At 72.3% G+C, this 25,413-nt stretch carries 24 protein-coding genes; 11 read left to right on the top strand and 13 right to left on the bottom strand.

Annotation, left to right across the window (positions count from 1 at the left end; translation table 11 throughout):
• Positions 1 to 34: 34 nt before the first annotated feature.
• From AB0M99_RS08100 to AB0M99_RS08115, 4 genes are all read right to left on the bottom strand, one after another.
• The gene (locus AB0M99_RS08100; protein WP_365917839.1) at positions 35 to 763 is read right to left on the bottom strand and encodes an AAC(3) family N-acetyltransferase; all 729 of its coding nucleotides are present in this window, start codon (positions 761 to 763) and stop codon (positions 35 to 37) included.
• 104 nt (positions 764 to 867) lie between these two features.
• The gene (fxsB, locus tag AB0M99_RS08105) at positions 868 to 3,132 is read right to left on the bottom strand and encodes a radical SAM/SPASM protein FxsB, inactivated metallohydrolase extension form (RefSeq protein ID WP_365917840.1); all 2,265 of its coding nucleotides are present in this window, start codon (positions 3,130 to 3,132) and stop codon (positions 868 to 870) included.
• 29 nt (positions 3,133 to 3,161) lie between these two features.
• Positions 3,162 to 3,326 carry an FxSxx-COOH cyclophane-containing RiPP peptide gene (gene fxsA / locus AB0M99_RS08110; RefSeq protein WP_365917841.1) on the bottom strand — a complete coding sequence of 55 codons (165 nt, stop codon included), beginning with the start codon at positions 3,324 to 3,326 and terminating at the stop codon, positions 3,162 to 3,164.
• Between the two features lie 224 nt (positions 3,327 to 3,550).
• Positions 3,551 to 4,465, bottom strand: coding sequence for an alpha/beta hydrolase (locus AB0M99_RS08115; RefSeq protein WP_365917842.1), 915 nt, complete (start codon positions 4,463 to 4,465; stop codon positions 3,551 to 3,553).
• 300 nt (positions 4,466 to 4,765) lie between these two features.
• Here AB0M99_RS08115 and adhE point away from each other — a divergent pair, with 300 nt between their 5' ends.
• Complete coding sequence (gene adhE / locus AB0M99_RS08120) at positions 4,766 to 7,423, top strand: bifunctional acetaldehyde-CoA/alcohol dehydrogenase (RefSeq protein ID WP_365917843.1); 2,658 nt, start codon at positions 4,766 to 4,768, stop codon at positions 7,421 to 7,423.
• Positions 7,424 to 7,508: 85 nt separating this feature from the next.
• Here adhE and AB0M99_RS08125 read toward each other — a convergent pair whose 3' ends face one another.
• Positions 7,509 to 7,886, bottom strand: a complete 378-nt coding sequence (locus AB0M99_RS08125; RefSeq protein WP_365918100.1) for an AAA family ATPase — start codon at positions 7,884 to 7,886, stop codon at positions 7,509 to 7,511.
• Between the two features lie 269 nt (positions 7,887 to 8,155).
• Between AB0M99_RS08125 and AB0M99_RS08130 the strand changes: the two genes are divergently transcribed.
• From AB0M99_RS08130 to AB0M99_RS08150, 5 genes are all read left to right on the top strand, one after another.
• Positions 8,156 to 9,376, top strand: a complete 1,221-nt coding sequence (locus AB0M99_RS08130) for a helix-turn-helix transcriptional regulator (protein ID WP_365917844.1) — start codon at positions 8,156 to 8,158, stop codon at positions 9,374 to 9,376.
• A 211-nt stretch (positions 9,377 to 9,587) separates the two neighbouring features.
• The gene (locus tag AB0M99_RS08135; RefSeq protein WP_365917845.1) at positions 9,588 to 9,926 is read left to right on the top strand and encodes a hypothetical protein; all 339 of its coding nucleotides are present in this window, start codon (positions 9,588 to 9,590) and stop codon (positions 9,924 to 9,926) included.
• A gap of 142 nt (positions 9,927 to 10,068) precedes the next feature.
• Positions 10,069 to 10,308 (top strand): hypothetical protein, encoded by a 240-nt coding sequence (locus AB0M99_RS08140; protein ID WP_365917846.1) that lies wholly within the window; start codon positions 10,069 to 10,071, stop codon positions 10,306 to 10,308.
• 228 nt (positions 10,309 to 10,536) lie between these two features.
• Positions 10,537 to 11,043: a hypothetical protein gene (locus AB0M99_RS08145; RefSeq protein WP_365917847.1), complete on the top strand. Its 507-nt coding sequence runs from the start codon at positions 10,537 to 10,539 to the stop codon at positions 11,041 to 11,043.
• 5 nt (positions 11,044 to 11,048) lie between these two features.
• Entirely contained in the window at positions 11,049 to 11,279 is a 231-nt protein-coding gene (locus AB0M99_RS08150) for a hypothetical protein (RefSeq protein ID WP_365917848.1), read from the top strand.
• Positions 11,280 to 11,320: 41 nt separating this feature from the next.
• On the opposite strand, the gene AB0M99_RS08155 is transcribed toward AB0M99_RS08150, so the two are convergent.
• From AB0M99_RS08155 to AB0M99_RS08165, 3 genes are all read right to left on the bottom strand, one after another.
• A complete protein-coding gene (locus AB0M99_RS08155) occupies positions 11,321 to 11,731 on the bottom strand; it encodes a hypothetical protein (protein ID WP_365917849.1) in 411 nt (136 codons plus the stop codon).
• 76 nt (positions 11,732 to 11,807) lie between these two features.
• Positions 11,808 to 12,470 (bottom strand): acetate uptake transporter, encoded by a 663-nt coding sequence (locus tag AB0M99_RS08160; protein WP_365917850.1) that lies wholly within the window; start codon positions 12,468 to 12,470, stop codon positions 11,808 to 11,810.
• A complete protein-coding gene (locus tag AB0M99_RS08165; protein WP_365917851.1) occupies positions 12,467 to 13,603 on the bottom strand; it encodes a DUF3533 domain-containing protein in 1,137 nt (378 codons plus the stop codon). Before AB0M99_RS08165 ends, AB0M99_RS08160 begins: the two co-directional genes overlap by 4 nt.
• Positions 13,604 to 13,785: 182 nt before the next feature.
• On the opposite strand from AB0M99_RS08165, the gene AB0M99_RS08170 reads away from it, so the two are divergent.
• The 3 genes from AB0M99_RS08170 to AB0M99_RS08180 all read left to right on the top strand — a co-directional run bounded on the left by AB0M99_RS08170 (position 13,786) and on the right by AB0M99_RS08180 (position 19,463).
• Positions 13,786 to 17,385: a DNA polymerase III subunit alpha gene (locus AB0M99_RS08170; protein ID WP_365917852.1), complete on the top strand. Its 3,600-nt coding sequence runs from the start codon at positions 13,786 to 13,788 to the stop codon at positions 17,383 to 17,385.
• The gene (locus AB0M99_RS08175; RefSeq protein WP_365917853.1) at positions 17,382 to 18,377 is read left to right on the top strand and encodes a hypothetical protein; all 996 of its coding nucleotides are present in this window, start codon (positions 17,382 to 17,384) and stop codon (positions 18,375 to 18,377) included. Before AB0M99_RS08170 ends, AB0M99_RS08175 begins: the two co-directional genes overlap by 4 nt.
• A gap of 228 nt (positions 18,378 to 18,605) precedes the next feature.
• Positions 18,606 to 19,463 carry an alpha/beta fold hydrolase gene (locus AB0M99_RS08180; protein ID WP_365917854.1) on the top strand — a complete coding sequence of 286 codons (858 nt, stop codon included), beginning with the start codon at positions 18,606 to 18,608 and terminating at the stop codon, positions 19,461 to 19,463.
• A 200-nt stretch (positions 19,464 to 19,663) separates the two neighbouring features.
• On the opposite strand, the gene AB0M99_RS08185 is transcribed toward AB0M99_RS08180, so the two are convergent.
• The 4 genes from AB0M99_RS08185 to AB0M99_RS08200 form a co-directional block, all read right to left on the bottom strand.
• Positions 19,664 to 20,704: a lytic polysaccharide monooxygenase gene (locus AB0M99_RS08185; RefSeq protein WP_365917855.1), complete on the bottom strand. Its 1,041-nt coding sequence runs from the start codon at positions 20,702 to 20,704 to the stop codon at positions 19,664 to 19,666.
• 263 nt (positions 20,705 to 20,967) lie between these two features.
• A complete protein-coding gene (locus tag AB0M99_RS08190) occupies positions 20,968 to 21,174 on the bottom strand; it encodes a hypothetical protein (RefSeq protein ID WP_365917856.1) in 207 nt (68 codons plus the stop codon).
• Between the two features lie 122 nt (positions 21,175 to 21,296).
• Positions 21,297 to 21,800, bottom strand: coding sequence for a DUF402 domain-containing protein (locus tag AB0M99_RS08195; RefSeq protein ID WP_365917857.1), 504 nt, complete (start codon positions 21,798 to 21,800; stop codon positions 21,297 to 21,299).
• A complete protein-coding gene (locus AB0M99_RS08200; protein ID WP_365917858.1) occupies positions 21,797 to 22,762 on the bottom strand; it encodes a GNAT family N-acetyltransferase in 966 nt (321 codons plus the stop codon). Before AB0M99_RS08200 ends, AB0M99_RS08195 begins: the two co-directional genes overlap by 4 nt.
• Before the next feature lie 71 nt (positions 22,763 to 22,833).
• Here AB0M99_RS08200 and AB0M99_RS08205 point away from each other — a divergent pair, with 71 nt between their 5' ends.
• Complete coding sequence (locus AB0M99_RS08205) at positions 22,834 to 23,220, top strand: GntR family transcriptional regulator (protein WP_365917859.1); 387 nt, start codon at positions 22,834 to 22,836, stop codon at positions 23,218 to 23,220.
• Positions 23,221 to 23,289: 69 nt separating this feature from the next.
• Here AB0M99_RS08205 and AB0M99_RS08210 read toward each other — a convergent pair whose 3' ends face one another.
• Positions 23,290 to 24,390 carry a DUF5925 domain-containing protein gene (locus AB0M99_RS08210; RefSeq protein WP_365917860.1) on the bottom strand — a complete coding sequence of 367 codons (1,101 nt, stop codon included), beginning with the start codon at positions 24,388 to 24,390 and terminating at the stop codon, positions 23,290 to 23,292.
• 206 nt (positions 24,391 to 24,596) lie between these two features.
• Between AB0M99_RS08210 and AB0M99_RS08215 the strand changes: the two genes are divergently transcribed.
• Complete coding sequence (locus AB0M99_RS08215; RefSeq protein ID WP_365918102.1) at positions 24,597 to 25,403, top strand: SGNH/GDSL hydrolase family protein; 807 nt, start codon at positions 24,597 to 24,599, stop codon at positions 25,401 to 25,403.
• The last annotated feature ends 10 nt before the right edge of the window (positions 25,404 to 25,413 follow it).

Genomic DNA, 25,413 nt, shown 5'->3' on the forward strand with positions numbered 1-25,413 from the left:
GCTGCTTCGCCACATCCCCTCATCGTTCAGTCAATCAGCGTCTGTTTTCGGTCATCCACTCAAGCGCGTGATCGACGGCATCCGGGATCGAGAAGAGCACGGCCGATACCCCTCCCACCCGCCCCCTGCGCACCCGGGATTCCGGGAACGACATGCCGATCTCGGCGAAATCGCTGTCATCCAGCGCGACGTCCTCGTACGCGGTCCACCTTTCCGCCTGCGGCTGTCCGGGCTGCCCTCCCGGAAGGTTCACCTTCACCACACACTCGTACATGCGCAAGGGGGGCTTCGGAATTCGATACTCCGCGAGATGGAAAGCGGTGCAGACCGAAAAACCCACATTGATCATGAGTACCTGGCCGCCCCCCCAGCACATCTTTCCCAGGGGTGTCTCCTCACCCAGATGGCTCTCGATGCGGTGACCTGCGCACAACGCCTCGGCGTCCCTGCCGAGCGCGGCGAAGGACGTCTGCGGGTGCGCGCTGCGCGCGGCCCCCGGAGCGGTGCGCACGGCCTCGGCCAGAGCCCCCATGCCCTGGCTCGGGGTGAGTTCGGGGTCGAAGGCGGGCATCCGGTCGAGGAACTCCTCCACCTGCGCCTCGGTGAGGCCCGCGATCTGCTTCAGATGGGCGGTGGACGTGCGCGAGTTCTCCGGGGTGAACGTGGGGACCACCAGGGTCCCGCGCGGCCCGAGGACGCCGGTCAGCGCGTCCCGCAGCGGCCCGGCACGCAGTCCCGTGCCGCCGACGGAGGCGTGGGCCATCACGCGCATGCCCGGGCGGACGCCGAGCAGCCGCAACTGGACGGCGAGGGAGAGGGCCGTGGGCCGGGCGGGCCGGGGTGGTGGGCCCTCGCCGCCCGGGCCGCTCACGCGTCGACCGCCTTCAGCTCCCAGCGCAGCTCCGCCACCAGCCGCTTGCCGGTGCTCGTCAGCTCGGCCGCCTCCGAAAGCCGGTCCAGGGCCCGGTGGATGCGGTCCGCGCCGCCCGGCTCGGGGTTCGCCGTCGCCCGCCGGTACGCCTCCACCGCCACCCGCTCGTGTACGTCGGCCAGCAGCCGGGACACCGGCACCGGGCGCTCCCGCCACGGCGAGGGGTGCTGCCACTCCCCGTCCAGCGCGTACAGGTCGGCCACCTCGGTCAGCGCCCGCAGCCGCGCCCGCCGGCGCCCGGTCAGCAGCGCGAGCGCGGTCTCCCGCACCCCGGCCGTGTAAGGCACCCCGAGCGCGCCCGGTCCGTGCCGCCCGGCCTCCCCCCAGCCGCCGGCCCGCGGCCCGCCGGCGAGCGGGGTCAGCGTGGTCAGCCCGGCTCCCGCCGCCCGGGCGAAGCCGGGCACCGTGGAGTGCAGCAGTTCCCACGCCCCGGACAGCCGCAGCCGCCACTCCGCGGCCTCCCCGGCGCCGAGGCGCAGCCGGGGCGGGCGGGCGAAGCAGTTGCGGTACGGGTCGAGGTCCTCCAGCGCCACCGGGGCCGCGTCCGGCCCGGGCGACCAGGTCCGTACGGGCTGCCAGCGCGCGTCCCCCGCCGCCGGGCCGAAGCGGTGCTCGGCGCGGCCGTCCCGGACGGCGTACCCCTCGTCGGTGGCGCGCAGCGCGGCCCGCCCCTCCGTGCCCGGCTCGCCGAGGCGCAGCAGCCCGAGCGTCGGCAGGTAGACCTCGCCGTCCCGGTAGGCCACCTCGGCCGGCAGGTCCAGCCCGCCGCGCAGCACGGCCGCCGCCGTCAGCGCCGTGAGCCTGCGGGCCGGCTCCGCGCCGTCGCGCGGCCCCCCGCCCGTCGCGTCCAGGGCCGCCAGCACCCAGGTCCGGGTGAAGGGGTGGCCCAGTACGGCGTCCAGCGCGTCCGCGCCCGCGTCCCCGGCCGCCTCCACGGCCGCCAGCAGCTCCCAGGCCCGCGCCCAGTCGGGATCACCCGTCCGGTCGGCGTTCAGCCGGGCGAGCAGGACGCGGGTCAGCTCCTCCTGGGAGCGGGCGAGTTCGGCGGGGTCGGTCAGTTCCGGGGCGGTCGCGCGGGCCGCCGTACGCCCCTCCACGCCGTCGACGAGCTCGCGCAGGTCGGTGCAGTAGACGGACGGGTGGTCGAAGCCTCCGCCGGTGTCGCCGTCGGCCTTGTAGCGGTGCGTGTAGAGCCCGCCGCCGCACGAACGTACGACGGGGCAGCGGCGGCACGCGTCGCTGACGCCCGCCAGGCCCAGCTGCCGGGCGCGCATCCCGGGATGGGCCGCGACCTGGTCAAATGCGTGGTCGAAGACGTTGAATCCGGTGGCCGCGGCCCCCTCGAAGGCGCTCTTGAGGGAGTCCACCTGTTCCAGCTGCCCGTCGGTCTCGACGACCACGAGGTCGGTGGGCGCGAGGCCGAGGGACTCGGTGAGGCTGGGCCCGCCGCTCAGGGTGGAGAGCAGGGACTCGAAGAGCCGTACGGGGACCGGGCGCTCGCGGCGCTCCCAGTGGTCGAAGACCCGCAGCAGCCAGCGCGCGTAGGCGTCGGGGGCGCCGTCGGGGCGGGCCGGGGGAGCCTCCCAGGTGGCGTGCGGGAGCAGGAAGTCCACGCGCGGGGGCTCTAGTTCGACGAGGGCGTCCAGGACGGCGACGGGATCGTTGGCCACGTCCACGGTGCAGAGCAGACCCTGGTAGAGGTGGCGGTAGGGCGCGGAGCGCAGCAGTGCCACGGCGGCCAGGACCAGGGGGTGGCTGGTGCGCCCGTCGGCGAAGCGGCGGTGCCGGTCGTTGGCGGCCCGGTCGCCGTCGAGGGAGATACCCACCCGGACGTCGAACTCGTCGAAGAGGTCGAGGTAGCGGGGGCTGAGCTGGAGCCCGTTGGTGTGGATCCGCAGGTCGAGGGCGGCGGTTCCGGCGAGTTCCCGGGTGAACGCCTCGCACACGAGCCGGAGCCGGGCGGTGCCCGCCAACAGGGGTTCCCCTCCGTGGAGAATCACCGTGACGGAGGGGAGTTCATGGTCACGGGCATGTTCGGCGAGCCGCGACGCGGTCTTGGAAATCACCTCGGGGGAGATCACCTTCGGCCGGGCTCGCCAGCTCTGATCCGCGTGTTCGTAGACGTAGCAATGATCACAAGCGAGATCGCATCTGCTGTGAACCTTCAGGACGATCTCGCGAAAAGCGATCAGGCCGGTCATTCCACCAGTCTAGAGCGCGTACTTCCGTGTCAGAGCGCAGAGTTGAAGATCGGTGCCTGAGTGCGACGAGCGGATTCCACCGGCAGCACGCGGCCGAGGGTCGAGGCCGCGGACGCACTGCGGACGTCGATCTGGGCGAGCGGGACGCGGCGGGCCTTGACCGTGCTGGTCGGGGGGGTTGCGGAAGTGTTCACGACACCGTCCTCGGGGAAGCCATGTGGAATGGGCATGGGGATTGACAACAGCGGCCTGCTGGTGTCAAGCGTGGACTTTACTCGGCCACACCCTATTGGCAACCGAGACATGACGCATGGTCAAGCGTTCTATAGAAAGCGTGACGTATTTCTGACGTGCCGCATTCCGCCGTTTGCCGGACGGCAAGATCCTTTTCCTTTTCCGGGCGGCTCCCGAACCTCTCCTAGGCCGGCTGCTGTTCTCCCAGGGGCGGCGCGGGCAGCTCCGCGGGCAGCTCCTTGAGCAGCCACGTCAGTACGTCGGGCAGGGCGCGCAGCGCCGCGAAGTGCGCGGCGGCCGGGTCGATGGTCGTGGTCGCCCCGGGGATGCGGCGGGCCAGCCAGCGGGAGTGGCCCACGGGGGAGAAGACGTCCAGCTCGCCGTGCCAGATGAGCACCGGGCAGCGGATGTCGGCCGGGTCGAAGCCCCAGGGGCGGCTGAAGGCGAGGATGTCGTCGATCCAGCCGTAGGCGGAGGTGCGGACCCCCTCGCGGTAGTTGCGCAACAGCATCTCCCGCAGCCCCGAGTCCGCGACGATCATGCGGTCGCTGTCGGTCAGCTCGCGGCGGAGCTCGTCCAGCAGGCGGCGGGGGTCCCGGGCGATGCCGGCGGCGCGCGGGATGAGCCGGGCCTCCAGCTCCTCGGGGTCGTCGGAGGCGGTGGTGTACTCCCGTACGTTCGAGGCGGCCATTCCGGCGAACCAGTCCAGGTCCTCGGCGTCCCGGGGGGCGAGGGGGACCAGGGCCGCCGTACGGGTGACCCGCTCCGGGAGCAGGGCCGCACAGGCCAGGGCGCCGGGGGCGCCGCCGGAGCGGCCGGCCACGGCGAAGGTGTCGAGCCCGAGGGAGTCGGCGATGGCCGCCACCTCGTGGGCCACGTCGGTCACGCTGCGGCCCGGGTGGCGGTCGGAGCCGCCGTATCCGGGCCGGTCGTAGGCGATGAGCTGCATCTTCCGCTGGTAGAGCACCATGCCCCGGGGGGCCGGGCCCAGTCTGCTGCCGGGCATGCCGTGGAGCAGGAATACCGGTCTTCCTTCCGGGTCGCCCCAGCGCTCCACCGTCAGATTCCGCCCTTCCGCGACGCGTACCTGACTGCGCACGCGCTCCCTCCCTCTCGGTCGACGCGACTCGTCAGGCTGATTGTGCTCGCTGGGGGAGGAGTGCGGTAGGGCGCACTCCCCGCCAAATTCTTGTGAAAGTTTTCACAAGCACACAGGGGTCCTTGGTCCTTCAATGTTTACGCAGGTCAGAGGCGGCGCTCAGGGGGCGTGAACGGGCGTGAACGGCCCTTCGTCCTGCTGGGAAAGGGCTTTTTCGGCACCGTGGCTTCCGCTTTTGGGTGTCGAATTGAGTCATCAGGAAAACGGTTCGGTCGAGTTCGATATGAAGGAGTTCCTGCCATGCAGGCCAACGAGATGGTGGACGGACTGGTCCAGGGAGCGCTGAAGGCGCTCGACCACTTCGCGTCGTTCAATCAGGAGCAGGTCGACCACATCGTCAAGAAGGCCTCGCTGGCGGCACTGGCCCGGCACGGCGAGCTGGCCGGGCTCGCCGTCGAGGAGACCGGCCGCGGCCTCTTCGAGGACAAGGCCGTCAAGAACCTCTTCGCCTGCGAGCACGTCGTGAACTCGATGCGGGGACTGAAGACCGCGGGCGTCATCCGCCGCGACGAGCTGAACGGCATCACCGAGATCGCCGAACCCGTCGGTGTCGTCTGCGCGATGACCCCGGTCACCAACCCGACCTCGACCACCATCTTCAAGGCCCTGATCGCCCTGAAGACCCGCAACCCGATCATCTTCGCCTTCCACCCCTCCGCGCAGAACTGCTCGGCCGAGGCCGCCCGCACCGTCCGCGACGCCGCCGTCGCCGCCGGCGCCCCCGAGGACTGCGTGCAGTGGGTGACCGCCCCCTCCATGGAGGCCACCGGCGCCCTCATGAACCACCCGGGCGTCTCCACCATCCTCGCCACCGGCGGCAACGCCATGGTCAAGGCCGCCTACTCCTGCGGCAAGCCGGCCCTCGGCGTCGGCGCGGGCAACGTCCCGGCGTACGTCCACAAGAGCGCCAAGCTGGCCCGCGCGATCCACGACATCGTGCTCTCCAAGGCCTTCGACAACGGCATGATCTGCGCCTCCGAGCAGGCGGTCATCCTCGACCAGGAGGTGTACGAGCAGGGCATCGCCGAGTTCGAGCGGCTCGGCGCCCACGTGGTCAGCGCCGCCGAGAAGACCAAGCTGGAGCAGTTCGTCTTCGGTACGACCGCCTACGCGGCCGACTGCGCCGGTGCCAAGCTGAACCCGGCGGTCGTCGGCAAGTCCCCGCAGTGGATAGCCGAACAGGCCGGCTTCACCGTCCCCGCCGGGACCTCGATCCTCCTCGCCGAGTGCGCCGAGGTCGGCGAGGGCGAGCCGCTGACCCGCGAGAAGCTCTCCCCGGTACTGGCCGCGCTGAAGGCCTCCGACACCGAGCACGGCCTCGAACTGGCCGCCGCGATGGTCGAGTTCAACGGTCTGGGCCACAGCGCCGCCATCCACGCCGAGGACGAGGAGCTCGTCGAGGAGTTCGGCCGGAAGGTCAAGGCGATCCGCGTCATCGCCAACTCGCCCTCCACCTTCGGCGGCATCGGCGACGTCTACAACGCCTTCCTCCCCTCGCTCACCCTCGGCTGCGGCTCGTACGGCCACAACTCGGTGTCGAACAACGTCACCGCGGTCAACCTGATCAACATCAAGCGGATCGGACGGCGCAACAACAACATGCAGTGGTTCAAGGTCCCGCCGAAGATCTACTTCGAGCGCAACTCCATCCGCTACCTCGGTGAGATGGACGGCATCGGCCGCGTCTCGATCGTCACCGACAAGACGATGGTCGCCCTCGGCTTCGTGCAGAAGGTCACCGACATCCTCCAGGCCCGCGAAGGCGCCGTCGCCATCCAGGTCATCGACAACGTCGAACCCAACCCGGAGCTCTCGACCGTCCGGGCCGGCGCCGCGCTGATGCGCGAGTTCCAGCCCGACACGATCATCGGCCTCGGCGGGGGCTCCCCGATGGACGCCGCGAAGATCATGTGGCTGATGTACGAGCGCCCGGAGGTGGAGTTCGGCGACACCAAGGAGAAGTTCTTCGACATCCGCAAGCGCGCCTACAAGTTCCCCTCGCTCGGCGAGAAGGCCAGGATGGTCGCCATCCCGACCACCTCGGGCACCGGCTCCGAGGTCACCCCCTTCGCCGTCATCTCGGACCCGGCCGCGGCCCAGAAGTACCCGCTCGCCGACTACGCGCTGACCCCGAACGTCGCCATCGTCGACCCGGTCCTGCCGATGGGCCTGCCGGCCACGGTGACCGCGGACTCCGGCTTCGACGCCCTGACGCACGCCACCGAGGCGTACGTGTCCGCGTACTCCAACGACTACACGGACGGCCTCTGCCTCCAGGCGATCAAGCTGATCTTCGAGAACCTCCAGCGGTGCGTGGTCGACGGCCCGAACGACCCCGAGGCCCGCGAGAAGATGCACAACGCCTCGACGGTGGCGGGCATGGCCTTCGCCAACGCCTTCCTCGGCCTGGTCCACGCCATGGCGCACACCCTGGGCAACACCTTCCACGTCGCCCACGGCCGCACCAACGCGCTGCTCCTGCCGCACGTGATCCGCCACAACGGCACGGTCTCGCACAAGGCCACCCCGTGGCCGAAGGCCGAGGTCTACCGGGCGCCGGAGCGCTTCCAGGAGATCGCGAAGATGCTGGGCCTGCCCGCCGCCACCCCCGCCGAGGGCGTCGAGTCCTACGCCAAGGCCGTCGAGGAGCTCCGGACCAGGTGCGGGATCCCCGCCTCCTTCGCCGAGGAGGGCGTGGACGAGCAGGCCTTCATCGAGGCCCTGCCGACCCAGGCCATGAACGCCTACGCCGACCAGTGCGCGCCCGCCAACCCGCGGATGCCGATGATCGACGACATGAAGCAGCTGATGCTCCAGGCGTACTACGGCAACACCGAGGGCGCGCCGGCCGCGAAGCCCGCTGCGAAGCCGGCTGCGAAGCCCGCCGCGAAGAAGTGACGTCCGCCTGAACGAACCCCATCGAAGACCGCGAAGGCCCGCCCCGGGACACCACCCCGGGGCGGGCTCCTTCGTGCGCCGCGGCTCAGCGCCGGGGCCAGTACCAGAGGGGTTCGTCCAGGGGGCCCTCGCGGCCCGCCACCTCCGTGCGGCCGAACTCCTTGAGCAGGGTGATCGTCCGCAGGTCCACCCGGTGGCGGCGGGTGCCCGCGGACAGGGCTTCGGCCAAGGGGGCCGCGTGGGTGACCACCACCGTCTGCGTCTCCCGGGCGACCGTCAGGATCAGGTCCGCGAGCGGGGCCAGCAGGTCCGGGTGGAGGCTGGTCTCCGGCTCGTTGAGGACCATCAGGGCGGGCGGCCGCGGGGTCAGCAGCGCCGCGGTCCACAGCAGGTACCGCAGGGTGCCGTCGGAGAGTTCGGCCGCGCCGAGGGGGCGGAGCAGGCCGTGCTGGTGCAGCTCCAGCTCGAAGCGGCCGTCGCGCTCGGCTGACGCAGCAGTCCACGAGCATCATCAACACCGGCTGGGCATCCCAGTGGTACGGCGTCTCCTGAACACCACAGCGCCCCCTCTCGCCTACGGGCGGGAGGGGGCGCTTTCGTGCGTTCGGTAGAACCGCCCATCACGAACGAGAGCCCCAACCGGAAACCGGCCAGGGCTCTTTCCGTTCACCCGCCACCCGGCGGCGGGTACCGTCCCGGTAGGCCTACTACGCAGGACGGAGCACAGACAGGATGCCCCAGAACACTGCCGCTGGCACGGGTACTCGCATTGCCGCGTACCGGAGACTCTGTCGGCTCACTCAGACGCAGCTCGCCACCAGGGCGAACATCTCGTACAGCCTCCTCGTGAAGGTGGAACAGGGAAGGCGCCCCGCCTCGGGTCCCCTGATCGCCTCTGTCGCCCGCGCCCTGGGCGTCCCCGTCACCACCTTCACCGGGCAGCCCTACGCAACCGACCACGCCCACGACCGCCTGGACGGCCCCCTGGCCGATCTGCGGGCCTCCCTGGACAACTGGGATCTCCCACTGGACGAGGTCGCCGTCCGCAGCCTGTCCGAGATTGGGTCGGACGTTCACCTGGTGCTCGCCGCCCGGCGCGCGTCCAACTACGCCAAGATCGTTTCCATGGCGCCCCCGCTGATCGACGAACTGGTACAGGTGTCGCAGACCGCGACCGGTGAAGCCGAAGAGCAGGCTCACCGGATGCTCGTCCACGTGTACCGGTCCGCTTACGACGTCGCGTACAACCTCGGCCTCTCAGACCTGGTGTCGCTGCTGCTGTCCCGGATGGACTACTCGGTCGGACGGGGCAACGACCCCTACCTCATGGCCCTGCACCACTACATGCGCGCCTACGCCACCTTCTCGACGGGCCGTCTGGAGGTCGGGCAGGCAATCATCAGTAGAGCCTTGACGGTCGTCGAGGACGGAGTTCGGGCGGCCGAGGTGCCTGCCTTGTGCTCTGCCGGGAACCTGCGTCTCCGAGCCGCCATGCTGGCCTGTCGCCGGGGTGACGCCGACACCGCCCAGGGGGAGCTGTCCGAAGCGCGCCGGCTTGCCGAACAGCTCGGGCGCGAGGTCACTGGGGCCGGTGACGACGGCCCCCACATCCAGAGCTTCGGCCCGACCAACGTGGCCATCCACGCATCCGCCGTGGAGATGGAGCTCGGCAACCACGGCCGGGCTCTACAACTCGCCAAGGAGGTACGACCGCCGGCCGACTACTTCCCCGACCGGCTCGGGCACTTCTGGATTGACACTGCCCGCGCACAGCTGTCCACCGGGAAGACGGACGCGGCTCTCTCCTCGCTCTTCAAGGCGCGCGCCGTCGCTCCGCAGCAGGCCAAGTACCACCCCAGCGTGCGGGAGACCGTCAGTGGCCTCGTGCGCGCGGCACGGCGTACCCCGGAAACGTTGATCGGGTACGCGTCATGGTGCGGGGCCGACCTCTAGCCTCACCAGCCACATACGCCACAGCCGTCACACAGCGTCCTACAGCTGTCACAACCTGTGCCAGTTACGGGGCGCTGTTGCGCGTTCACTGGTCATCAGCCGCCGCGACTGAGGTCTGATCGCTTCCACTCAGGCACCTGCCGCGCGGCGCCCAGTCCCCAGCACCTATTGGGATCGCCATCACCCGCTGACGAGGGTAGGGAGCACCGGCATGACCGACGCGTTCCAAGAGCACCTGAGAGAAGCCGAAGAGCTGTCCGCCGAGGTGCTCGGCCCGTACGGCAGCCGACCGCCGCGCGAGGACATCGACATCGTGACGTGCGAGCTGATCCGGCTCGGACTGCCCCTCGCCACGAAGATCACCGCGATCCCGGAGGATGAGCGGTTCCCGCGGGCCGAGGGTGCTGTCGCGGACTGGAAGTACTACACCGCAAAGGGCGCCCTCGGCCCGGGCGACCACCCGGCATGGAACTACGCACGGGGCCTCGCCCGCGTCGTGCAGTCCATGGCCCTCGGCATCCGCGAACACCAGCCGACGAGCACGCTGTGACGCACCCGCCGAAGCAGCCATCCGGCCCGCCGTCACAGTGCCCGGCCTGCGGCGCCCGCCCCGTCTCCGGGAGCGGCCCCGAGGCCGGCGCCACCGTCCACGAGGAAGGCTGCCCCCGCGGCGGCCCCGACGGGATCACCTGATGCCCGCCAACCTCGACCAGATGCGCCATCAGGCGTACGACCTGACGCGACTCACCCGCATCGTCACGGAGTCCGACTGGCACCCCGGCGGGGTCTGCACCCAGGAGTCCATGGCGTGCTCTGGCTGCCGCATGCTGGCCCCCATCGCCTTCAAGTTCGGCAGCCCGATGGCCGACTGCCGACTGTGTGGCTACGCCTGGGCGGTGCGCCACGACCCGGTGCACTGCTGGCAGCGCTAGAACATCACCCAGGGCCGCCACACCAGGGTCACCTGAGACTCCCAGTCGCCTGCGCTACGCCGAAGGGCGGACGACTGGGCCGCCCGCCCCGGGCCCCATCGACCCCCCTCATACGGGTCTGGGGCGGGCCTTCTACGATCTCCCGCCCCGCCGCCCGACACTTCCCCCCTTCGAGTGGCCGGGGCGGGCCACGCATCACCTCCACCATCAAAAGGGAGGCACCACCCCATGAGCACCGGCACGCCCACCATCAGCAAGGACGCACGTTCGCTGATCAGCGCCGCCGAGTTCGAGGCCGTCGCCGCGACCGTCGCCAGCAACAACCCCGACATGTCCAGCACCGACGCCGACCGGATCACCGAAGAGAGCCTCAAGTTCGTCGCCGCGGCCGCCCGGTTCCCCGGCGGCATGCGCCCTTCCCGGGTCGTCGACGAGGGATGGCACGCCCTCATCCTCCACACCGCCGTGTACGCCCGCCTGTGCTCCCGCCTCCCCAAGTTCGTGCACCACATGCCCGAGCTGCCCGACCCGAGCCGCTACACGCCGGGCGCCCTCGACCACACCCTCAACCGCATCCGCGAAGCCGGCTTCCAGCCCGACACGGAGCTGTGGACCGGCCCTCTTGAGGGGATCCCGGTGGCGGCGAACTGCCAGCACGACAACCAGTGCGCCGACGGGAACTGCGAGGCGAACTGCCGCGCGGACCACCCGAACCAGACATGCTCGCTAGGCTGACGGGTATGAGCGCGCAGGAACGCCCCGACTACGGACCGTTGATCAATCACCTGCAGGAGCTACGCCGCAGGGGCGCGGTTCCCCGCCGGAGAAACGCGGTCGGCGGCGGGTGCGCTGCGTGCCGCGGCCTCGCGCGGACGATCCTGGTGGACGGCGCGTACCGGGTCGTCTACAGCCAGCCGTGCCTCGCCTGCCGCGGCGGCGGCTCCAGCGACCGCGAGCACACTTCAGCCTGACGAGCAGCGTTCAGCCCCGGCCGGCATCTCGCCGGCCGGGGCTACTCGCGGACCAGGTCAACGCTCCCGGACACCCCGAACGCCGACCGACCCGGACCAGCCCCGGCCGGGCCTCCTTCCGGCCGGGGATTCGCCTTTCCCTGGCCGGAAGGACCACGCTCGCGCGTTGAAGTGCAGTTACTACACAGTGTGAGTGTCGGTGTTTTCTGATTGAGCAGATCGCGGCCGTCGGCGCTGAGTACGGGCGTACGGGTTCCGATCCGCGGGGTCCGGGCGGGCGCCCCGGCGTCGGTGCGGACGTGGTCGTAGAACCGCCAGGACCGGATGAGCTCGCGCAGGGCGAGCAGGTCCGGGGCGAGCTGGGGGTCCGCGAGCTCGCTGAGCATGGAGTCGTACGGGCGCAGGGCGTTCTGCGTACGGTGCCAGCCGCCGTCGGCGGTACGGGTGCGCACGGCGGGCCCCGCGCGGTCCGAGAGCAGCGCCGCCGGACGCACAGCGAGCGGTAGTTCTCTACGGCGAGCGTGGTGATCACTGCTCGGGGTGCTCCTCGGGAGCGAGGAAGCGGCCCATGGGCAGCACCTGACGGCCCCAGGTGCTCGCCAGGACCTGCCCGGCGAGCAGGTACAGCGCCCCGAGGGAGGCCAGCAGCCCGGACCAGCCGGCGATCCTGTTCCAGATCACCTCTCCGGTGAAGCCGTTGACCGTCATGGCGATGAACACGGCGAGCACGCAGGTGAAGGTCGTCAGCAGCACCAGGTGGATCCGCCAGCTGCCGACCCACAGCACGAACACCACGAACACCCAGGGCAGGGTGAAGAGCCCGCTGACGTCCCCGCGCAGCGCGGGGTCGGTGGCCGGCAGCACCCACTGGAGCAGGCAGGCCTTGGCCATCCAGAAGAGCCCGAAGCCGCCGAAGACGGTGGCGTGCCAGGTGTCGCCGCGCTGGGCCTGGAAGAGCCCGGCCAGCAGCTGGGCGAGCCCGCCGATGAAGAACCCGACCAGCGGCAGCACCGAGTGGCCGAGCTTCTCGGGGAAGACGCCCGCGTCGATGCCGGTGGCGATGACGGTGACCACGATGAAGCCGGTGAGGCCGAGCGCGCCCAGCTGGGCCTGGGCGCTGGGCTCCATCCGCTTGACGGAGACGGCCTGTTCGGCCGGGCCCTGGCGGTTGCGGAAGACGGGGGTGTTCACCGGGCGTCGGCGCTTCCGCTTCCGGCGCTTCCGGTGTCGGCGAAGCGGGGGACCGCGGGCGCGTCGTCGGGGAGCCCGCTGCCCACCGCAGCGCCGGGCCGGCCCTTGCGGACCTCCGCGCAGGCCAGCGTGATCGCCGAGCCGACCACCGCCCAGGCGGCCAGCACCAGCATGGGCCCGGCCGCGCCGTTGCCCTTGAAGTACGCGATGGAGCGCGCGGCGTACGTACCGGCGCCCGGCGGCAGGGCCGGGCCGATGGCCTTCCAGAACGGCGGCAGCAGCGGGTACGGGTAGGCGCCGCCCGCGCTTGGGTTGCCGAAGACCACGATCAGCAGGATCGCCAGGCCGATGCCGACCACGCCGGCCAGACCCTGGAGGGCCAGGGTGATCGCCCCGACCGCGAAGACGACCAGGGTGCCGAGCCCCCACAGGGCCATGACGGAGCCGGGCAGGGCGTCCAGGACGGGGCCCGCGATCAGGGTGCCGAGCAGTCCGGCGGCGAGGGAGTACAGCAGCAGGGCGGCGAGCCTGATGACGGCGCGGCTGATGTTGGCGGGCCGGGCACCGGCGCTGATGGCGAGGATCGCGGCGCACAGGTAGCCGCCCACGCACCAGCCGATGACCAGGTAGAAGGAGCTCAGGCCGCGCCCGTCGCCGGCGGCGGCCGGGGCCACGTCGGTGACCTGGACGGTGCGGCCCTGGGCCTTCTCCGCGAGGCCGATGACCTGTTCGACGGCCTGGGGGAGCGCGGCCCCGGAGCCGCCCGCGACCAGCAGCCGGTCGGCCTTGCCGGCCGGGTCGATGATCAGCGCGCCGTCCACGTCCCGGTTCTTGACCTGCCGCAGCGCCGTCGCCTCGTCCGCGACCGTGCGGGGGTCGAGCGGCTTGCCGGGCAGGGCGCCGAGCTGCTTGGCCGTCTGCTCGGCGACCGGCGCGACGGGGGCCGTCACCGCGATCCGGATCTCGCTGGGCTTCGGCTGGTGGAAGGCCCCGATGTACGAGGTGATGAAGGCGAGCTGGAGGGCCAGTACCCCCAGGACCAGCACGGCTGCCCGGATGGTCACGGCGTCCTTGATCTCGGCGAGGAAGCCCTGGGACGGAGCTGCGTCGGTGCTACGGGTGGGCTGGGTCATGTCTCACACGCTCGGCGTACCGGGGGCGCGGCGCAGCAGGGGTGGGCCGAACGGGTGACACGTGTCCCGCGCGGGGAGCGCCCCCATGTGGAGCATCGAACAAACGTTTCGCACGGATATTCGAATTGCTCTATGGTGGAGAGCGGGGGTGATGTTCACCGAGTGAAAGCAGGAGGCCGCGGGTGCCCGGTTTTACGCATCTGCACACCGTTTCGGGGTTCTCCATGCGCTACGGAGCCTCCCACCCCGGGCGGCTGGCCGAGCGTGCCGCCGAGCGGGGCATGGACGCCCTCGCCCTGACCGACCGCGACACCCTCGCCGGCTCGGTGCGGTTCGCGAAGGCGTGCGCGACGGCCGGGATCCGGCCGCTGTTCGGGGTCGACCTGGCCGTGTCGCCCGCGGCGGGCCCGGCCGGGTCCGCGGGTCCGGGGGGATCCGCGGGTCCGGCCGGGTCCGCGGGCCGGGATCGCTCCGGTGAGGCCTCGTACCGCCGCCGCAACCCCGTCAAGGGCGGGGCCTTCGTCGACGAGTCGGCCGCGCGCGCGGTCTTCCTGGCCCGGGACGGCGCCGCCGGGTGGGCCGAGCTGTGCCGGCTCGTCACCGCCGCGCACGCCGCGTCCGGTGCGGTCGGTGCGTCCGGTGCGTCCGGTGCATCCGGTGCATCCGGTGTATCCATCGCGGTCGGTGCGTCCGGGCCGCCGGTCCTCCCCTGGAGCGCCCTGGGCGACGCCCGCGGCCCCCACGGAGTCAGCGGCGTGTTCGTACTGCTCGGCCCCGGATCCGAGGTGGGCCGGGCGCTCGCCGCCGGACGGCCCGACCGCGCCGCCCGGCTGCTCGCGCCCTGGCGGGAGATCTACGGCGACGCGCTGCGCCTGGAGGCCGTCGACCACGGCCGCACCGGCACCGGGCCCGGATCGCTGCGGCTGGCCGCCCGTACGGTCGGCTTCGCCGCCGAGTACGGCGTCCCCGCCGTACTGACCAACGCCGTCCGGTACGCCGACCCCGGCCAGGGCCCGGTCGCCGACGTCCTCGACGCGGCCCGCAGGCTGGTTCCCGTCGACCCCCGCAAAGCGCTGGACGGCGGCGAGCGCTGGCTCAAGCCCGCCGACGCCATGGCCGAGGCCGCCGACCGGATCGCCCGGGCGGCCGGCCAGCGCCCCGCCGACGCGCGCCGACTGCTCGCGGAGACCCTGCGTACCGCCGAGGCCTGCTCGGTGGACCCCGAGGACGACCTCGGCATCGGCTCCGTGCACTTCCCCGAGGCCCGGCTCGTCGGCGCCGCCCACCGCACCGCCCAGCGGGTGCTCACCTCCCGGGCGTCCGCGGGCATGGTGCTGCGCGGATACGCCAACGGCCCGGGCGCCCCCGAGTACTGGGAGCGGATGCACCACGAGCTCGACATCATCGCCTACCACGGGTACGCCTCGTACTTCCTGACGGTCGCCCAAGTCGTGGACGACGTACGGGAGATGGGCATCCGGGTGGCCGCCCGCGGGTCGGGCGCCGGCTCGCTGGTCAACCACCTGCTCGGCATCGCGCACGCCGACCCCGTCGCGCACGGCCTGCTGATGGAGCGCTTCCTCTCCAAGCGCCGCCGCGTCCTGCCCGACATCGACATCGACGTGGAGTCCGCCCGCCGGCTGGACGTCTACCGGCGGATCATCGACCGGTTCGGCACCGAGCGCGTCGCCACCGTCTCCATGCCCGAGACCTACCGGGTCCGACACGCCATCCGCGACGTCGGCGCCGCCCTGTCCATGGACCCGGCCACCGTCGACCGGCTCGCCAAGGCCTTCCCGCACATCCGGGCCCGCGACGCCCGCACGGCGCTCGCCGAACTGCCGGAACTGCGCGACGTACGGGGGGAGTCGCACGGGAGGCTGTGGGAGCTCGTCGAGGCGCTGGACGCGCTGCCGCGCGGGATCGCCATGCACCCGTGCGGGGTGCTGCTCTCCGACGCCTCGCTGCTCGCCCGCACCCCGGTGGTGCCCACCAGCGGCGAGGGGCTGCCGATGTCCCAGTTCGACAAGGAGGACGTGGAGGAGCTCGGGCTGCTCAAACTCGACGTGCTGGGCGTGCGGATGCAGTCCGCGATGGCCCACGCGGTCGCCGAACTGCGGCGGACGACGGGGGAGGAGCTGGACCTGGACGACCCGGCGCAGGTGCCGCCGGGCGACCGGGCGACGTACGAGCTGATCCGCTCCGCCGAGACGCTGGGCTGCTTCCAGATCGAGTCACCGGGCCAGCGCGACCTGGTGGGGCGGCTCCAGCCGGCCACCTTCCACGACCTGGTCGTCGACATCTCGCTGTTCCGGCCGGGTCCGGTGGCCGCCGACATGGTGCGCCCGTTCATCGAGGCCCGGCACGGGCGGGTCCCGGTCCGCTTCCCGCACCCGGACCTGGCCGAGGCGCTCCGCGAGACGTACGGGGTGGTGGTCTTCCACGAGCAGATCATCGAGATCGTGCACGTCATGACCGGCTGCGGCCGGGACGAGGCGGACCGGGTGCGGCGCGGGCTCTCGGACCCGGAGTCGCAGGGCCGGATCAAGGTCTGGTTCGCGGCGACGGCCGCCGGGCGCGGCTACCCGGCCGAGGTGATCACCCGTACCTGGGAGATCGTCGAGGCCTTCGGCTCGTACGGCTTCTGCAAGGCGCACGCGGTGGCCTTCGCGGTGCCCACGTACCAGTCGGCCTGGCTCAAGGCCCACCACCCGGCGGCGTTCTACGCGGGGCTGCTCACGCACGACCCGGGCATGTACCCGAAGCGGCTGCTGCTGGCGGACGCGCGGCGCCGGGGGGTGCCCGTGCTGCCGCTGGACGTGAACCGGTCGGCGGTCGCCCACCGCATCGAACTGGTGTCCGGTAAGGGCTGGGGGCTCCGGCTCGCCCTGTCCGACGTCCACGGCATCAGCGGGGCGGAGGCGGCCCGGATCGAGGACGGGCAGCCGTACGCCTCGCTGCGCGACTTCTGGGACCGGGCGCATCCGGGCCGGCCGGTGGCGGAACGGCTCGCACAGGCCGGGGCGTTGGACTCCTTCGGGGCCAACCGCCGCGACCTGCTGCTGCACTTGGCCGAGCTGCACGGGGTCTCGCGGGCGGCCGGCGCCCGCGGCGGCTCCCAACTCCCGCTGGACGGCGGACTGTCCACCGCCGCCATCGGGCTGCCCGACCTGAACGGGGCCGAGCGGCTCAGCGCCGAACTGGGCGTCCTCGGCATGGACGCCTCGCGGCACCTGATGAGCGACCACCACGCCTTCCTGGCCGAGCTGGGCGTGGTCCCGGCGCACCGGCTGCGGGAGGTCGAGCACGGCCGGACCGTCCTGGTCGCGGGGGCCAAGGCGGCCACCCAGACCCCGCCGATCCGCTCCGGCAGGCGGGTCATCTTCACGACCCTGGACGACGGCAGCGGCCTGGTCGACCTGGCCTTCTTCGACGACAGCCACGACGCGTGCGCGCACACCGTCTTCCACTCCTTCCTGCTGCTGGTACGGGGAGTCGTGCAGCGGCGCGGCCCGCAGAGCCTGAGCGTCGTCGGGGCGGCGGCCTGGAACCTGTCGGAGCTGGTCGAACTGCGCGGGCACCACGGCCTGGAGGCCGTCACCGCGCGCCTCTCGGAGCCCGCGGCCGGGGCCGGTCCCGGCGCGCCGGCCGCGGACCCCGGCCGCCGCATCCACCTGTCCACCGGCTACGAGATGAACCCCTGGGCCGACCTCCGGCCGCCCGGCGAGGGTGCGGCGACCGGCCGCAAGCTGTGGCACTCCAGCCCGGGGAGCGCGGGATGACCGGGGCCCCGCGCGGTGTGATCCTGCACGTCCGGTGCGCCGCGGCCCTGCCGGAGGAGGGGTACCGGGAGGTCCTGGAGCTGCTGCGGGAGTTCTCCCCGTTCGTCCAGGCCCTGCCGCCCCGCTCGGCCCTGGTCCAGGTCCGCGGCGCCCAGCGGTACTTCGGCGCGGACGCGGGCCGGATCGCCGAGGTCGTACGGCTGCGCGCGGTCGCCCGGCTGGGCACGGACGTACGGATCGGGGTGGCCGGCACCTGGGCGGTGGCGTCGATGGCCTCCGCGCGGGTCCCGGAGCCCGGCGGAGTGCTGGCCGTGCCCGACGGGGAGGTGGCCGGGTTCCTGGCTCCGCTGCCGGTGGAGGCGCTGTACGGCATCGGCTCCAAGCAGGCGGCGGTGCTGCGCGGGTACGGACTGCACACGGTCGGCGCGCTGGCCGCCGTCCCGCCAGGGGTGGTCGAACGGGTGCTGGGCCGGCGGGCGGGCCGGCCCGCCGCGGAGCGCGCCCGCGGCATCGACCCGCGCCCCGTCACCCCGCAGGGGCTGCCGCCGTCGGCCGCCGTCCGGACCGGGTTCGCCCGGCACGAACTGGACGGCCCGCTCGCGCGCGCCGAACTGCTCGGCCTGGCCGTACGGCTGGGCGCGCTGCTGCGCGGCCGCCGCCAGGCAGCCCGTTCGCTGTCGCTGACCCTCCAGTTCGCCGGCGGCACCCGCTGGGAGAAGTCCCGGCGGCTCGCCGAGCCCTCCGCGCACGACGAGGACCTGCGGGCCCTCGCGTACCGGCTGTTGGACGCGGCCGGTCTGCAACGGGCCCGGCTGACCGGCATGGTGCTGCGCGCCGAGGACCTCACGGGCGCGGAGCGGGCGGCCCGGCAGCTCTCCCTGGACCCGGTCCGCGAGGCCCGGCTGACGGTGGAGGCGGCCATCGACCGCGCGAACGCCCGCTTCGGGCCGGGTACGGTCCGCCCCGCGGCCACGTTCGCCGTGCCGGCGTAACGCCGGGCGGCGGGCGCCGGGCGCCGGGCGCCTGCGTAACGCCGGTCTGGAACTGGCGCGGTGGCGGTGCGGCGGTGGAGCGCGGCTTGCGACACGCATCTTTTACTGACGCGTAACTTCCCTGTTTTGCTACCCGCCCGTAATTTGGCGGCAGCAGCGCCCCCTTGTGATCCGGATCACGGGACGAACCCCCACCGCTTTCCCCTTGACCCGCAAGGAGATCACACGATGCTGCCCTGGAGACGCCTGCTCCGCCCGCTTGCCGTCCTCACCCTCGCCACCGCGCTCGTCGCCCCCACCGGCGCAGCGCAGGCCGCGTCCGCACCCAGCAGCGGATGGAACAACTGGTCCTGCAAGCCGTCCGCCGCCCACCCCCGGCCCGTCGTGCTCGTCCACGGCACCTTCGGGAACTCCATCGACAACTGGCTCGGCCTCGCGCCGTACCTCGTCCACCGCGGGTACTGCGTCTACTCCCTCGACTACGGCCAACTGCCCGGCGTGCCGTTCTTCAACGGGCTCGGCCCCATCGACAAGTCCGCGGGCCAGCTCGACGTCTTCGTCGACAAGGTGCTCGCCTCCACCGGCGCCGCCAAGACGGACGTCATCGGCCACTCCCAGGGCGGCATGATGCCGCGCTACTACCTGAAGTTCCTCGGCGGTGCCGCCAAGGTCAACGCCCTGATCGGTCTCGCCCCCGACAACCACGGCACGGACCTCAACGGGTTCACCCGACTCCTCCCGTACTTCCCCGGAGCCGAGGACCTGATCAGCACGGCGACACCCGGACTGGCCGATCAGATCGCCGGATCGGACTTCCTGAACAAGCTGAACGCCGGCGGGGACACCGTGCCCGGCGTCAAGTACACGGTGATCGCCACCAAGTACGACGAGGTGGTCACCCCCTACCGGAGCGCGTTCCTCGACGGGACGAACGTACGGAACGTGGTGCTCCAGGACCTCTGCTTCCTGGACCTGTCGGAGCACGTGGCCATCGGCCTCACCGACAGGATCGCCTGGCACGAGGCGGTCAACGCCCTCGACCCGGCGCACGCCGAACGGACCACCTGTGCGTCGGTCTTCGACTGACGCACGGACGGTCCGCCGGCGTGAGCGGCGCCTCGGACTAGGGGGTGTCTGGCGGATCATGGCCGGGCCCGGCCCGCCTGGCACCGTGGCTTGCCGCGTTGTCGTCAGTCGCCAATGCTCCGCAGTGGCTCCCTCCTCCGCCTTGCAATCCACGGCACCAGCCGACCCGGGCCACCCGACCCTGATCCGCCAGACACCCCCTAGCGGCCGTGGCGGCCCGGCGTCGCGCGGCGCCGGGCGACGGCGAACAGCACGGCCGCACCGACGGCCAGGACGCCCGCCCCGGCGACGGCGATCGCCGGGGCGGCGCTGCTGCCGCCGGTCTCCGCGAGGTTGGTGCCCTGCGCGGCGATCGGCGAGGCGCCGGCCCTGGCGTTCGTCCTGGGGTCGTTGTCGCCGTGGCCGTTGTGCTCCACCGTCGACTTGTCCGCCCCTTCGGCGATCTGCTCGTCGGTCGGGGCCTTCGGTCCGCTCTCCTGCGAGGGCTGCGCGGAAGGCTGCTGCGAGGCCTGCTCCGACGGCTGGGAACTCGGCTTCGAGCCGGGCTCGGTGCTCGGCTTGGCGGAGGAGCCGCCGCTGCCCGCGCTCCCGCCGTTACCGCCGTTGTCCTTGCCGAACACCACGTCGGAGCAGGTGTAGAAGGCCTCGGGGCTGTCCGAGCGCTGCCAGACGCTGTAGATCAGGTGGCGGCCCGTCTTGTTCGGGACGGTGCCGGAGAAGACGTAGTCGCCGTTCTGCATCCCCGGGTCGCTGACCTTCACGAACGGCGCGGGCTCCAGGTCCGACCACTTCAGCGGCTTCGACGGGTCGTACCCGTCCTTCGTCACGTACAGCTCGAAGGAGCCCTTGTGCGGGGCGGTCCCCTTGTAGCGGAAGGTGTGCGCGCCCGCCGCCATCGGGCTCGCCGGCCAGTCGGCGCGGGCCAGGTCCAGGCCCTTGTACTTGGAGTTGCCCGCCGAGCACAGCTGCCCGTCCGGGATCAGGGACTTGCTCCGACCGGCCGCGTTGGCGATGTTCACCGCGTTCCAGTCGTAGAACGCCTGCGCCCCGCTCGCCGCCACGGCCGCCTTGCAGGCCGCCGACCTCGGGGCCTCCGGCCCCTCCGCGTAGCACGCCGCCACCCGGCTGACCGGGTCCGTCATCGAACCGTGGGCCGCCGCGGGCGCCGCGGCGTACGCGGCCACCGCGAGGGGGGCCAGCGCGACGGAGGCGATACGGGTGGCGGTGCGGCGTGCGGGCATGGTGGATCTCCTTCGGGCACGAGGCAGGGGCGCGCCAGTGGACCGGGCTGTGCGGCGCCGCCCCTCAACGGGTCGCGGCGCCGCCTCCGGCCCTCCCTGGCCCCGCCAAACTAACCGCCCGCACCCCCGGCTCCCCCGCCTCCGCGCCCCACAACCCGATCCTTAGGCTCCGCTTAAGGAAGCGGTAAGCGGGGGCTCAGGAAGCAGCCTTGCCGCGCCCCGCCGCCTCCGGTGGCTCCACCGGGTACGTGGGGGACGCGCGCCTAGAGCGAGTCGTCACGCTCCAGGACGAGGCCGGCCGATCCGTCCTCAAGGTCCACGCCCGCGTCGAGATGCGAGTGGCGCCCGTCCCTCACGCCCGGTTCGGCAAGTGCCAGCAGTCGCTCCGCGAGCACGCGAAGGCCTTCGGCGTTGGCCACTATCGAACTCTCGCCCGCTGAGCTCTGCACCATGATCCGGGGTTCGTTCATGGCCTCAACGCTATCCGGAGGCCCCCAACTGCCCGCACACGGCTACGGCGCCTCCGAAGTGTGCGCAGGTACGACGCGCCTTCCGGGAGGCCCGCCAGAAGCTCATGGCTGCCATTCGGTCCTCACCGGCCCGGCACTGAGAGCTGTGCCAGCAGGGCGGCCAGCCCGGGTGTCGTTCTGGCCTGGGCGTCCAGGGTGTCGAGGGCGCGTACGGCCTCGGCGGCGGCCTGCGGGTCGGATTCGGCGAGGCCGCTCTCGGCGAACTCGTCCTCGTCCAGCCGCAGTACGGAAGTCCCGTCGGCCGAGACCCACAGGTCCAGGTCCAGGTCCTCGACCACGATCACGCCGCCCTCCACCACCGCCGGGCGGGTGACGTCGCAGTACCAGCCCTTGAGGACGCCCCTGCCGGTCCGGACCTCCTTGATTGCGTACCAGCGGTCGCGCCAGAAGTGCTCCGTGAACACGTCGCCCGGCTCGAAGCGCACGAAGCCGAAGTCCCGTACGCCCTCGGCCGCCCAAGGCGCGCGTACGGAGATCCGGCTGCCGGTGTCGGCGATCAGGTCCGCCGGGTAGCGGATCTTGGTCCGGCCGGCCTTGACCAGGGCGACGGTGAGCTGTTCGGTCATGCTGTCGCGGTCTCCGTCTCCACCGTCGTCCCCATCGCCTTCGCGTAGCGCGTCTCGGTCGCGCAGATCTCGTACCCGAACCGCTGGTTGACGGCGAGCATCGGCGCGTTCCCGGTGTCGTTGCCCGTGAACGCCTCCGTATAGCCGGCCGCGCGGGCCCGGCGCAGGGAGTCGGTCTTCGCGAGCTTGGCCAGGCCCCGGCCGCGGAACGCCCGCAGGGTGCCGGTCATCCCCGAGCAGTAGCGGGCGTCCCCGTCGGTCAGGGCGGCCGTGAAGGCGGCGACCGTACCGTCCACGAGGACGACGGTGGTGAGGTCCTTGTCCAGGTGCGGGCTGTTCCAGGTGTGCCGCAGCCAGTCCTCGTAGTCGTCGAACTCGGCCTGCACGTCGCCGGGTTCGTCACGGGTGGTCTCCGCGTCGGCCTCGAAGAGCGGCCGCGGATCGGCCGCGAAGGCCGAGCCGGGCCGCAGCTCCACCCCGGCGGGCAGCGGGTCCGGGAGCGCGGGCAGCGCGGCCGACGCCAGGTCCAGGCGCAGGAAGTGCGCGGAGCGCCCGACGCGGTAGCCCCGCCGCTCGGCGAAGGCGCGGTGCGCGGGCTCGTCCAGGACCCAGGCGTACGAGTCCACCGCGCCCGCGGCGCCGAGGTGTTCCTCGGCCGCCCGCAGCAGAGCGGTCCCGGCGCCGAGTCCGCGGTGCGCCGGGTGGACGTAGGCGTTGACGAAGCCCTGCCCGGGCTCGGGGCTGTCGTAGGCGATGCCCACCTGGGCGGTGCCGATGACGAGCCCGTCGCCGTCCTCGGCGAGGAGCAGGCGGTAGCGCTTGTCGGGGTGCGCGGAGTCCAGCTCGAAGGCGACCCCCCGCACCGTGGTGATCACGAAGGGCAGGGCCGCACGGCGCACCCGTACGACGGCTTCCGTGTCGGAGGCATCGCCGGGCCGCAGGTCGCGGATCGATACGGTCATGCCCGGACAGTACGGGCGGTGCGGGGCCGCACGCCTGCGAATTTCGGGGGCGATGGGGAAGAATCGGCGGCGTGACCTCGACGAACCTGAAGATCCGGATTGACGGCGCGGCCGGCGCCGCCGCCCCGTACGAGCAGCTGCGCGCGCAGATCGCGGACCGCGCCCGGTCGGGGAAGCTGCCGACGGGCTTCAAGCTGCCCACGGTGCGGGGGCTGGCGGAGGAGCTCGGCCTCGCGGCGAACACGGTCGCCAAGGCGTACCGCGCGCTGGAGGCCGACGGGGTCATCGAGACGCGGGGCCGCCACGGCACCTTCGTCGCGGCGGCGGGGGAGGGTGCCTCGCGCGAGGCCGCGGCGGCCGCGCAGGCGTTCGCGGACCGCGTCCACCGGCTGGGCCTGACCGAGGCCGAGGCGCTGGCCGCCGCCGCCGATGCCCTCCGGGCGCGGTACGGCCAGTAACTCCGCCCTGCGGCCGGGCCTCCCGGGGCTGCGCGCGCCGTGGTTGCGCTGCTACGGGCCTGCTGCCCGCTAGAGGTACAGCCCCGCGTCGGACTCGTGGCCCTGGGACGGGAGGAGGGCCGTGGGGCCCGTCGTGCCGCGGCGCAGGGCGAAGAGTTCGGCCAGGGTGGCGCCCTCGCGGGAGATGCCCTCGTCGGTGCCGAGCCAGTCCACCGCCTCGCGGTGCGTCAGGCGGCCGACCTCGATACGGGCGAGGCAGCGGCCCGGCCGGACCACCGCGGGGTGCAGCCGCTCCAGGTCCTCGTTGGTGGTGACCCCGACCAGGACGTTGCGCCCCTGGCCCAGCAGCCCGTCCGTCAGGTTGAGAAGCCGGGACAGCGCCTGCCCGGCGGTGTGCCGGGCCTCGCCGCGGATCAGCTCGTCGCAGTCCTCCAGCAGCAGCAGTCGCCAGCGGCCCTTCGCCGTGCCCTCGTCCTCGCCGATCGCGATGTCCATCAGGTAGCCGACGTCGTTGAACAGCCGCTCCGGGTCCAGGACGCAGTCCACCTGGCACCAGTCCCGCCATGAGCGGGCCAGCGTCCGCAGGGCCGAGGTCTTCCCCGTCCCGGGCGGCCCGTGCAGCAACAGCAGCCGGCCCGCGATGTCGTCGGGGGTGACCTTCATCAGCCGGTCCATGGCCCCCGCCACCGGCGCCGTGTAGTTGGGCCGCACCTCCGCCCAGGTACCGGCCGCGATCTGGCGCGTCGTACGGTACGGGCCGCGGCGCGGGGAGACGTACCAGAAGCCCATCGTCACGTTCTCGGGCTGCGGTTCGGGTTCGTCCTGCACCCCTTCCGTGGCCTTGCCGAGCACCCCGGCGGCGAGCTCGTCGCTGACCGCGGTCACCGTCACGTCCGCGCCCCGGCTCCAGCGGGAGACGAGCATGGTCCAGCCCTCGCCCTCCGCGAGGGTGGCGCTGCGGTCCGTGTCGCGGGCCGAGCGCAGCACGGTGGCCTCGGGCGGCAGCAGGCTCGCGTCCGCCTTCACCCGCTCGATCGACACGCTGTGCGAGTACGGCTGCTCGCCGGACGCGAACCGGCCGAGGAACAGCGCGTCGACGACGTCCGAAGGCGAGTCGCTGTCGTCGACGTTGAGCCGGATCGGCAGCGCGTCATGCGGGTTGGCTGGCATGGCGCCCATGATCCGGCACGAAGTGCCCTCATGCACCCGTGTTTCGCCGGATCGGGTGCCCAAGTTCCCTCTTCAAACGCATGGGACGTGAAGATTCGGACGGCAACTCCACCCCGAACATTCTTGGCATGGACACTTCCAGCGGCTCCCGACTGCCAGTACCACGGACTCAGGAGTAACCCCCACAAGGAGCCGCACACATGAGCATGAGAATGTCGCGCTTCGCAGCCCTGACCTCCTCCCTGTTACTCGCCGCGGGCGCCGCCCTGTTCGGCGCCGGCCAGGCCTCCGCCGCCGCCTCGGCGGACTTCGGCTACGTCGCCCTCGGCGACTCGTACTCCTCCGGCGTCGGTGCCGGCAACTACGACAGCGGGAGCGGCGCCTGCAAACGCACCACCCGCGCCTACCCGGCCCTGTGGGCCGCCGCCCATTCCCCCCAGACCTTCTCCTTCACCGCCTGCTCGGGCGCCCGTACGGGTGATGTCCTCGCCAACCAGCTCGGCCCGCTGAACTCCGGCACCGACCTGGTCAGCATCACCATCGGCGGCAACGACGCCGGATTCTCCGACGTCATGACGACGTGCGTGCTCCAGTCCGAGTCCACCTGCGTCAACCGCGTCAACCAGGCCAAGGCGTACGTCGACTCCACCCTCCCCGGCCAGCTCGACCAGGTCTACAACGCCATCCACAGCAAGGCGCCGAACGCCCGCGTGGTCGTCCTCGGCTATCCCCGCTTCTACAAGCTGGGCGGATCCTGCTCCGCAGGCCTCACCGAGGGCGAGCGCGCCGCCATCAACGGCGGTTCCGACCACCTCAACGCCGCCGTCGCCAAGCGCGCCGCCAACCACGGCTTCGCCTTCGCCTCGGTCGTCGGCGCCTTCACCGGCCACGAGATCTGCTCCGGCGCCGCATGGCTGCACAGCGTCAACTGGCTCAACATCGGCGAGTCCTACCACCCCACCGCCGCCGGGCACTCCGGCGGCTACCTGCCGGTCTTCACCAACGCGGCCTGACGCCCACCCG

Source organism: Streptomyces sp. NPDC051183 (assembly GCF_040682455.1).
In the GTDB taxonomy this organism is placed as follows: domain Bacteria; phylum Actinomycetota; class Actinomycetes; order Streptomycetales; family Streptomycetaceae; genus Streptomyces.

Excerpts from the sequence above, each read along its gene's own strand:
- AB0M99_RS08185 (WP_365917855.1), bottom strand. The coding sequence starts at position 20,704 with ATGCCCGCACGCCGCACCGCCACCCGTATCGCCTCCGTCGCGCTGGCC.
- AB0M99_RS08165 (WP_365917851.1), bottom strand. The coding sequence starts at position 13,603 with ATGACCCAGCCCACCCGTAGCACCGACGCAGCTCCGTCCCAGGGCTTC.
- AB0M99_RS08215 (WP_365918102.1), top strand. The coding sequence starts at position 24,597 with ATGAGAATGTCGCGCTTCGCAGCCCTGACCTCCTCCCTGTTACTCGCC.
- AB0M99_RS08150 (WP_365917848.1), top strand. The coding sequence starts at position 11,049 with ATGAGCGCGCAGGAACGCCCCGACTACGGACCGTTGATCAATCACCTG.
- AB0M99_RS08145 (WP_365917847.1), top strand. The coding sequence starts at position 10,537 with ATGAGCACCGGCACGCCCACCATCAGCAAGGACGCACGTTCGCTGATC.
- AB0M99_RS08175 (WP_365917853.1), top strand. The coding sequence starts at position 17,382 with ATGACCGGGGCCCCGCGCGGTGTGATCCTGCACGTCCGGTGCGCCGCG.
- AB0M99_RS08140 (WP_365917846.1), top strand. The coding sequence starts at position 10,069 with ATGCCCGCCAACCTCGACCAGATGCGCCATCAGGCGTACGACCTGACG.
- AB0M99_RS08135 (WP_365917845.1), top strand. The coding sequence starts at position 9,588 with ATGACCGACGCGTTCCAAGAGCACCTGAGAGAAGCCGAAGAGCTGTCC.
- adhE (WP_365917843.1), top strand. The coding sequence starts at position 4,766 with ATGCAGGCCAACGAGATGGTGGACGGACTGGTCCAGGGAGCGCTGAAG.
- AB0M99_RS08190 (WP_365917856.1), bottom strand. The coding sequence starts at position 21,174 with ATGAACGAACCCCGGATCATGGTGCAGAGCTCAGCGGGCGAGAGTTCG.
- fxsB (WP_365917840.1), bottom strand. The coding sequence starts at position 3,132 with ATGACCGGCCTGATCGCTTTTCGCGAGATCGTCCTGAAGGTTCACAGC.
- AB0M99_RS08195 (WP_365917857.1), bottom strand. The coding sequence starts at position 21,800 with ATGACCGAACAGCTCACCGTCGCCCTGGTCAAGGCCGGCCGGACCAAG.
- AB0M99_RS08210 (WP_365917860.1), bottom strand. The coding sequence starts at position 24,390 with ATGCCAGCCAACCCGCATGACGCGCTGCCGATCCGGCTCAACGTCGAC.
- AB0M99_RS08200 (WP_365917858.1), bottom strand. The coding sequence starts at position 22,762 with ATGACCGTATCGATCCGCGACCTGCGGCCCGGCGATGCCTCCGACACG.
- AB0M99_RS08130 (WP_365917844.1), top strand. The coding sequence starts at position 8,156 with ATGCCCCAGAACACTGCCGCTGGCACGGGTACTCGCATTGCCGCGTAC.
- AB0M99_RS08100 (WP_365917839.1), bottom strand. The coding sequence starts at position 763 with ATGGCCCACGCCTCCGTCGGCGGCACGGGACTGCGTGCCGGGCCGCTG.
- AB0M99_RS08180 (WP_365917854.1), top strand. The coding sequence starts at position 18,606 with ATGCTGCCCTGGAGACGCCTGCTCCGCCCGCTTGCCGTCCTCACCCTC.